The sequence below is a fragment of the Silvanigrella sp. genome (genome assembly GCF_044369315.1).
Classification (GTDB): Bacteria; Bdellovibrionota_B; Oligoflexia; order Silvanigrellales; family Silvanigrellaceae; genus Silvanigrella.
Genome location: NZ_JBIPMD010000157.1, coordinates 1 through 7,918, shown reverse-complemented (window position 1 = coordinate 7,918; position 7,918 = coordinate 1). Strand labels below are relative to the sequence as shown.

At 30.7% G+C, this 7,918-nt stretch carries 8 protein-coding genes; 4 read left to right on the top strand and 4 right to left on the bottom strand.

Going from position 1 to position 7,918, the window contains the following annotated elements:
- Positions 1 to 199 precede the first annotated feature (199 nt).
- A complete protein-coding gene (locus tag ACIQ56_RS11970; RefSeq protein ID WP_397601292.1) occupies positions 200 to 613 on the top strand; it encodes a hypothetical protein in 414 nt (137 codons plus the stop codon).
- Between the two features lie 148 nt (positions 614 to 761).
- Here the strand turns inward: ACIQ56_RS11970 and ACIQ56_RS11965 are convergent, their stop codons facing one another.
- The 4 genes from ACIQ56_RS11965 to ACIQ56_RS11950 all read right to left on the bottom strand — a co-directional run bounded on the left by ACIQ56_RS11965 (position 762) and on the right by ACIQ56_RS11950 (position 4,187).
- Positions 762 to 1,634, bottom strand: coding sequence for a ThiF family adenylyltransferase (locus tag ACIQ56_RS11965; protein WP_397601291.1), 873 nt, complete (start codon positions 1,632 to 1,634; stop codon positions 762 to 764).
- Positions 1,635 to 1,777: 143 nt separating this feature from the next.
- Positions 1,778 to 2,170, bottom strand: coding sequence for a DUF4870 family protein (locus ACIQ56_RS11960; protein ID WP_397601290.1), 393 nt, complete (start codon positions 2,168 to 2,170; stop codon positions 1,778 to 1,780).
- A complete protein-coding gene (locus tag ACIQ56_RS11955; protein WP_397601289.1) occupies positions 2,160 to 3,182 on the bottom strand; it encodes a hypothetical protein in 1,023 nt (340 codons plus the stop codon). The genes ACIQ56_RS11960 and ACIQ56_RS11955 overlap by 11 nt, the downstream gene beginning before the upstream one ends.
- 90 nt (positions 3,183 to 3,272) lie before the next feature.
- The gene (locus ACIQ56_RS11950) at positions 3,273 to 4,187 is read right to left on the bottom strand and encodes a ParA family protein (protein ID WP_397601288.1); all 915 of its coding nucleotides are present in this window, start codon (positions 4,185 to 4,187) and stop codon (positions 3,273 to 3,275) included.
- Between the two features lie 229 nt (positions 4,188 to 4,416).
- Between ACIQ56_RS11950 and ACIQ56_RS11945 the strand changes: the two genes are divergently transcribed.
- The 3 genes from ACIQ56_RS11945 to ACIQ56_RS11935 all read left to right on the top strand — a co-directional run bounded on the left by ACIQ56_RS11945 (position 4,417) and on the right by ACIQ56_RS11935 (position 7,806).
- Positions 4,417 to 4,770 (top strand): DUF423 domain-containing protein, encoded by a 354-nt coding sequence (locus tag ACIQ56_RS11945; protein ID WP_397601287.1) that lies wholly within the window; start codon positions 4,417 to 4,419, stop codon positions 4,768 to 4,770.
- Positions 4,771 to 4,804: 34 nt separating this feature from the next.
- Positions 4,805 to 6,814 carry a hypothetical protein gene (locus ACIQ56_RS11940; protein WP_397601286.1) on the top strand — a complete coding sequence of 670 codons (2,010 nt, stop codon included), beginning with the start codon at positions 4,805 to 4,807 and terminating at the stop codon, positions 6,812 to 6,814.
- Between the two features lie 290 nt (positions 6,815 to 7,104).
- Positions 7,105 to 7,806 carry a hypothetical protein gene (locus ACIQ56_RS11935; protein ID WP_397601285.1) on the top strand — a complete coding sequence of 234 codons (702 nt, stop codon included), beginning with the start codon at positions 7,105 to 7,107 and terminating at the stop codon, positions 7,804 to 7,806.
- The last annotated feature ends 112 nt before the right edge of the window (positions 7,807 to 7,918 follow it).

The following is a 7,918-nucleotide window of genomic DNA, read 5'->3' as shown; positions in this document are numbered from 1 at the left end:
CTACAATCGTGTTAGAAAGCATTCGTCGAATGGATATCTGTCTCCAGTTATATTTGAAATAACTAGACCAATGAAAAAGGTCGGTTAATTGTGTCTATAAAATTGGGGGAAGATCAAAATACCTAATTCTATTGATTCTACTAAAATACTTTTAAATGGAATTGGAATAAAATATGCGCATGAATTAGGAAAGGAATTATTGGGTAATGAGTTTTTCTTTCATTTAAATTTAAATAGTATTCCTTTAGATATTCATAATTATGAAATATTATTAAAATTTTATTTTCATGAAAATAAAAATAAAATATCTATTGAAAATTATAATCTTGAAATGGATCAAGAAAAATCCGAATTGTCTCTTTATAAAGATCAAAAATTAATGATTTCAATTCCATTAGAGTCTTTTTTGAATAATTTAAATTCTGTTAGAGTAAAAGTAGGAGCAAATGAAAATCAAAACTACAATTTGAAAGATATGACCTTGCATTTTGAATCTAAAAATATGGAAGTAAAAATAATATTTGAGCATTTGAGAATTATTAAAACGGATCGTGTTTTTAAACTTTCACCTTATTCAGAAGGTACGATTTTAATCAAAGAAAAGATCAAATAATGAGATATTTTTAATAATTTTTCTGTGGTTTTTAAATGAAATTTTTCGAATTTTGCTGGGCATATATTTCCTATGTCAAAATAATGACATTACTTTTGACATAGGAAATATATATCTAAAAAAGGATGTGACGTCACATCAAATGGAATTATCCCTGTCCAAGCTTTAAAACCTTTTTAAATTCATCATATGTTGGTACTTTTTCAAAAGTATCTCTGTTTTTAAAGTCAATTCCTTTTAAATAGTGCTGTAATAGGTCTCCAGCAAGCCACATTCCAAAAATGGGAGGAATATAGCTGATGGTTCCAAGCATGACTCTTTTATGCTGGCATGCTCCAAACTCTTTTTCAATTGTGGGACAAATACAATTCCATTCTGTTCCAGGAACAGCTTGTTCAGGGTCTATCGCTTCTTCGGTTGAATAAACAACTCGAACTCCATTTGTAATTCCTACTTCTCGAAGTTTTAAGCGTATTTGTTTTGCAAATTTATCATTTTTTGTTTCTGAAATATCGGCGCATTTAATTTGGGAAGGGTCTAATCTGCTTGCTGAACCCATGGAACTCCAAATAGGAATATCCTTCTTTTTACATCTTGCAATTAAATCTACTTTTGGAATTAATGTGTCAATGCAATCAATAACAGCGTCTACAGGTTGTCCTGCCAAACGTTCTGCCTCTTCAAAAATAAAATCGTTTTTATCAGGATGATGATGTTCATCAATGCCAAAGTAACTTGCTAGTGGGTTTATTTTTTGAAGTCTTTCTACTAATAGATCGACTTTCTTTTTACCTACTGTATCTGTAAAGGCATGGATTTGGCGATTTACATTAGTCACACAAACATCATCATGATCGACTACGGTGACTTTACCGACAGCGGCTCTTGCAATGGCTTCGGCTGCAAAACCACCTACTCCTCCAGCTCCTACGATAAGTACATGTAAATTTCTAAATCTTCCAAGGCCTTCTCTTCCAATAAGAAGCTCTAACCTACTGAATCGATGATTGCGGAATGCCATTTTAAATCCTTATATATTCTTTAAGTGAAAGGGGATTCCCCTAATTCTTTTCTTAGATACTTTTAAAAAATCTTTCCACAAAAATTTTTAAAAGGATTTAAAATAATGAAATATAGAAATTTAATAAAGTTATAATAGAATTGTCATTCTATTAAATTTTGAGGAGCTTTTTGTATAGAGAGTCGTTTCCAGCCTCTTATCGATCTTACTATGACAATCGCAGAGGCAAGTAAAAATAATGGAATTGAAAAAATCCATCCTATAAAAGGGATGAGGCCAAAGACCCAAGCCAAAAAATAAAAAATGGAGGCAAACCAAAAGGTTTGAATTTGCCAGCGGTAGTGGTGGTCAAGCCAGCTTTCTTTTACCTGAGTTCGGAAAAGGTATGTGATTATCAAAGGAATTAAAGAAAAAAGACCGCCTGTAAAAACAGAGATAAGTTGCATAACATATACTACCATTGATACATTTTCGGTCATGCTTTTTGTAGGCAAATTATTTTGTGATGAATTTTTATAATAATCATTATGTTGCATAATCGTCCTCTATCAGGGCAGAAGTCGCGCCCAAGTGCTTTGAATGATAGCGTGAATCTTGAGGTTTTGAAAGCATTTCAGACATTTTAGACATTTCTTCGGATAAATTTTTGAAGGCTCCCAAAAGACTCCACTTATCTGATTGTTCCAAATCGTTTAAATTTAGGGACTCTAATTGTAATTTTATTTTTTCTAAATTTTCTGTGATATGGCGTATATGAACTTTTGGAGTACTAGTATGTAATGAATTTGATTCTTTACCTAGAGTCTTAGATACGATATTTCTTAATGATTTCACGCTAACACTGGTTGGAAGATTTTCTAGAATTTTGTTACGTTGTTCACTCGGCACGGGAAGCAAAGCTTTAAAATGCTCAAAACCAAAATCTGTTCTTTGTTTAGAAGAGATATCAAACTCTTCTGCAACTCGAATATATTGGTTAGCTGTTGTATAATTCATATTTAAGTTTTCATCGCAAAATGATTTCCAACCAACTTTGTTATCTTCATAAAAGCGGTCTTTTATTTCTCCAATTAATTTCCCTTTTAAAAAAAAGGCTTCTGTTTGTGCATTATCAATTCTATTTAAAAAAGAAATATATTCATTTTTATCCCATTTGTTTCTTTCTAGGCGAAGGCGTTCAAAATTGTATTGTATTTTAGTTACGGTATAGGCTAGATCTTTTTTTTCTAAAATAGGATTTGAAGGTGTGTTATCGCTATCTAAAACGACCATTTCATTTTCATTTTTTATGACTTCAATAGCGGCATCTTGAGATTGAATATCAATTTTAGGTGATGCTTGAGATGAAACTTCCATTGTATTTAAATGGGTTGAAATATTTTTTTCTTCAATTTTTGGTTTTAAATTCGAATCTAATTTTGGGACGATTTCATTTTGAGGTAAGGATAAATTTATTATTTGAGTTTGTTTATTTTCTTCAGGTTGAATCTCTGGTTCCGTTCTTGAAAATAAACCCCTAAGAGCTTTTTTAGGTTTTTGAATATCCATTAAACAATTTCCTCTCTATATAAAATGAAGATGTAGCAATTCATTATTGAGCATTTATTTTTTTTCAGGCTGATGTGACGTCACATCAAATTATTCCGCTTGCACATCAAATTTATTTTCAGAAGTAACAATTGGGTAATCCATTTTATTATTTTGTAAACATATTTCTTTGCTTAAAGATAAATAATCTTCAGCTCCCGTGCAGGAAGGATCATAAGTTAAAACAGATTTTCTAGCTTTCACCGCTTCAGCGAGTTTTACATTTTGACGAATACATGTTTTAAATACACAATTTTTTAATAAATCGATGTTCATTACTTTATCAACAATTTCTCTTGAGAGTTTTGTTCGTGAATCAAACATCGTAACAACAAGCCCAGAAATTTTTAACTTCGGATTTAATTCTTCTTTAATTAAGCTTATGGTTTCTAATAATAAATTTAAACCATCAAAAGCAAAAGGGTGTGCTTGCAATGCAATTTGAACTTCATTAGCCGCATTTAATGCGTTTACACTAAGTAAACCGAGGCTTGGCGGTGTATCCAAAATGATAAAGTCATAAAGGGGGTGAAGCGGAAGCAATGCTTTTTTTAAACGGTTTTCGCGACCAATTTCACCTGCCATTCTGCTTTCAAATTCTGAAAGTTCAATTGAAGCGGGAGCAATATGCAGATTTTCATATTGAGTTTCTAAAATGACATCTTCAAGATTTGTTTTTTTGGGTTCCACTAATAATTCAAAGACGCTTTTATCAATATCATTCATATCAATTCCAAGACCTGTTGTTGCATTACATTGAGAGTCTAAATCAACGACAAGTACTCTTTGACCTAATTTAGCAAGACCAGCTGCGATATTAATTACTGTTGTTGTCTTGCCGCATCCCCCTTTTTGATTGCAAACAGAAATTATTCTTACCGAATTGGGACGCTCATACATTTTTGTCATTGCTTTTGGTATATTTGATTTTGTAGCACCAATTCTTTTTACTTTTTTTTCTGTCATTTTTTCTCCTAAAAGCAAGGTAAAATAAGATCTAGAGTTTATTGTTAATGGAAACGTTTCTACATTATGCTTATCCTGTTATGGGTTTTGCTTCTTTTTAAAAAAAGAAAACCTTTTTTATTATACCTTGCAAATAAACAGAATTGTCTTTCTGTGCTTGCTAAGTAACTAAGCAAAAAAGCGTCAAAATATTGACAGCACAAGTTTAGACTATTATTAAGGAACTATCATGTTTTATCCCAAACTATTTTCAATTTTAGGCTTTTTTGGAGTCGCTTTAGGGGCATTTGGCGCTCATGGATTAAAAGATAAAGTAACAATTGAAATGCTCGAAATTTGGAAGACAGCTACCCTTTATTTAATGATACATGTAATTATTGGTATTTTATCCTCTTTTTTTACAAATAAAAAAAGATCACAATTTTGTTTTGCTTTTGGCGCTTTTGTATTTTCTAGTTCTCTCTACTTACTCGTAATCTTAAATATGCCGATTTTAGGATCTATTACTCCGATTGGAGGAGTTTCTTTATTATTAGGATGGACGTTTCTTTTTTTGGATATCAAAAAAAAATCTAACGTTTAATAAAGAAACTAAGAAAAAAATTTAAAGAGGTAGCATGATTTTCCGTAAAAATGATAAAGAATCTGGCTCAAAAAATAAGAATTATTCACATAGGTTTGTAAAAAATGTGTCTTTTCTTTTAACTAAATTATTTTATTTTAAAATGAAAACCGGTCCTAATGTGCAAGAAAAAACACATCACTGGTTTAGTGTTTTATGTCTTACAGGGGTGGACTATTTTTCAACTCTAGCTTATCAGCCCGGCATTGCATTAATGGCAGTCGGGGCTTTAGCCCCATTTTCTTCGTTACTTTTAGTATTAGTTACTTTGTTTGGCGCTGTGCCAACCTATCGTGAGGTTGCTAAAAGATCGTTTACGGGCCAAGGCTCCATCGCAATGCTTGAAAATTTGTTGAGTGGTTGGAGTGGAAAGTTTTGTGTTCTTGGTTTGATCTCATTTGCTGTAACTGATTTTTTTATCACCATTACTTTATCAGCATCCGATGCCGCAGCTCACATGGTTGAAAATCCCTATATTAGTGCTTATGTGGGGCACTCAAATTTAGCAATATCTATCATAATGGTACTTGCTTTGGGTGCTGTATTTTATATTGGTTTTAGAGAAGCCATATTAGTTGCTATTTTATGTACAATTCCATTTTTGTTACTTACATTAATTGTTATTATTAAGGCTTCTCTGGTTATCATGGATGAACCTATTTTAATTTATCAATGGATTTCAGATCCTATTTTTAAAGTGGATTGGTTTGGTCTCTTTATTATTTCAGCTTTGGCTTTCCCAAAACTAGCTTTAGGATTGAGTGGGTTTGAGACGGGCGTTTCCGTAATGCCACTTATTAAAAATGGGAAATCGGACTTACAAGAAAATCATAATAAAACAACCATTCCTGTGGAGAGAATTAAAGGAACAAAAAATCTGCTTTTATTTTCTGCATTAATTATGTCCGCTTATTTAATTACTTCAAGTATTGTTACTTCTATTTTATTAAAGCAATCACAAGTCGCAGATGGCGGAGAAGCTTCAGGAAGGGCTCTATCCTTTTTGGCTCATAAATATATTGGGAATGGGTATGGAACAGTATATGATTTTTGCACAATCATTATTTTAGGTTTTGCAGGGTCTTCTGCTTTAGCTGGTTTATTAAATATTATTCCACGTTATTTACCACGTTTTGGTATGGCTCCTCAATGGGCTTCATTTAGAAGACCTTTGGTCGTTATTATTACCTTAATTAGTATAATTATTCTGGTAGTATTTAATGCAAATGTAAATGCCCAAGCAGGTGCTTATGCTACGGGTGTTTTAGCTCTTATTTTATCTGCAGCAATTGCTGTTACTTTATCTATTAAGAAAGAACTTAAAGTTAAATCTTCAAAAAAATTAAGATTCAAAATGATTTATTTCTTTTTAGTATCTTTGGTGTTTACTTATACCCTAGTTGATAATATAAAAATTCGACCTGATGGCTTAGTAATTGCTTTTATCTTTTTCATCGCCATTTTATTAGCAAGTGCCATAAGTCGATGGCGTCGTGCCTTTGAATTGAGGGTAGAGTCTCATAATATAGTTGGTGTAGAATCTGAAAAACTTTGGGAAGAAATTAAAAATAAAAAAGTTAATTTAGTGCCAATTTCATTTGGAGATAAAAAATGGTTTAAACACAAAGAAGATAAAATTAAGGAACATTATAAATGTGAAGCTCCTTTGGCTTTTTTAACTATTTCACTTAGAGATGATCGAAGTGAATTTGAGACTCCTTTAGTTATTAAAGTTTTAAGAATGAATAATAATGCAAATAATTATTTAATTGAAGTCTCAGGAGCCGTTGCTATTCCCAATACAGTTGCTTATATCAGTGAACAAATAGATCCTATTGCAATATATCTTGGTCTCGCACGTAAAAATGCAATGGAACAGGCTATATTTTATGTTTTATTTGGTGAAGGAGAAATAGGAATTTTAACATATAAAGTACTTGTGCAGTATTGGGAATCTACCGAAGAAGACGATGTTCGTCCTGTCATCTTTTTAATGTCCGAGTAATGAAAAGTTAATAAAATCTCGAATGCTTTATTTAAATAAACAAGTCCTCTTTTTAAAGAGGACTTGTTTATTTAAATAGGAATAAAAAAAACTTTAATTTAGTCTGTTTCTTAAAATGAGTTACTTTTATAGGAAATATTGAATTTGAAATATTTCGAATTCAATATTTTCAAATATGGCATAGATTTTGCTTTTACTTCAATATCGCGATTTTATTATTTGGTACCAAAATTTTATAACACTCAGAATTAAATTTTTAAATATATTAGATCTATGAGGATTTTTTAATCATGACTAATTTAAAAATTGAATCTAGATTCAATGATTTTAAAGCAAAAAGACTCGAAAAAAAGAAACAAAAGAAAATTTACAAAAATAAAATTTCAAAAGAAGAAATTTTGAAAGAAGTTATTTTAGACCCCAGTGAGCTCTATTTTTATTATTCTTCTTTTAAAGAATTATGCGTAGCATACTATTCATCTATAGTTTTTTTAAATGAAAATGATGTTCGGTATTTGGAAAAAATTTATGCAAATCGAAATCAAAGAGATAACTTAAAAGCGATTGCTTTTAATATGAAAACTGCTGATATACATGAAAAACTAATATCAAGTTTTGAGTCTAATATCAAAGGTCACACAGATTCCAATGGATTTTTAATTATTTGTGAGAATACTTTTGCTCCTATTTTTTCAAATTCTTCATATGAAATTTTTCTAAATAAATTAAATAAATTAAATAAATTAAATAAATTAAATAAATTAAATAAATTAAATAAATTTATAAATGAAGATGAACTAGAAAATTTCACTCATTTTTATATTCATTTTCATGAAAGGTTTAAAAAAATTGCGGAAAGCAGAAACATGGATGATAAATTTCGATATCATAAATGTTTTACTAAAGCAGAATTATTTAACATGATGGCTGTAACGTTATTAGAGTTTTCTTCTGTTGCTTTAACAATTGCGTTTCCTCTGATCCTCCCCTAAGAAAGTAGACACCCAGATCCGAAAAAAACTTATAGGAAAGAGGTGTTGAAATGGTGTTAACCAAAAGAAGGTATACAAGCGAATTCAAGCAAGGGGCGATTGAGCTTACAAT

Bases quoted from the DNA above. Each gene is read 5' to 3' on its own strand.
- ACIQ56_RS11965 (WP_397601291.1), bottom strand. From the start codon at position 1,634: ATGGCATTCCGCAATCATCGATTCAGTAGGTTAGAGCTTCTTATTGGA.
- ACIQ56_RS11935 (WP_397601285.1), top strand. From the start codon at position 7,105: ATGACTAATTTAAAAATTGAATCTAGATTCAATGATTTTAAAGCAAAA.
- ACIQ56_RS11955 (WP_397601289.1), bottom strand. From the start codon at position 3,182: ATGGATATTCAAAAACCTAAAAAAGCTCTTAGGGGTTTATTTTCAAGA.
- ACIQ56_RS11950 (WP_397601288.1), bottom strand. From the start codon at position 4,187: ATGACAGAAAAAAAAGTAAAAAGAATTGGTGCTACAAAATCAAATATA.
- ACIQ56_RS11940 (WP_397601286.1), top strand. From the start codon at position 4,805: ATGATTTTCCGTAAAAATGATAAAGAATCTGGCTCAAAAAATAAGAAT.
- ACIQ56_RS11945 (WP_397601287.1), top strand. From the start codon at position 4,417: ATGTTTTATCCCAAACTATTTTCAATTTTAGGCTTTTTTGGAGTCGCT.
- ACIQ56_RS11960 (WP_397601290.1), bottom strand. From the start codon at position 2,170: ATGCAACATAATGATTATTATAAAAATTCATCACAAAATAATTTGCCT.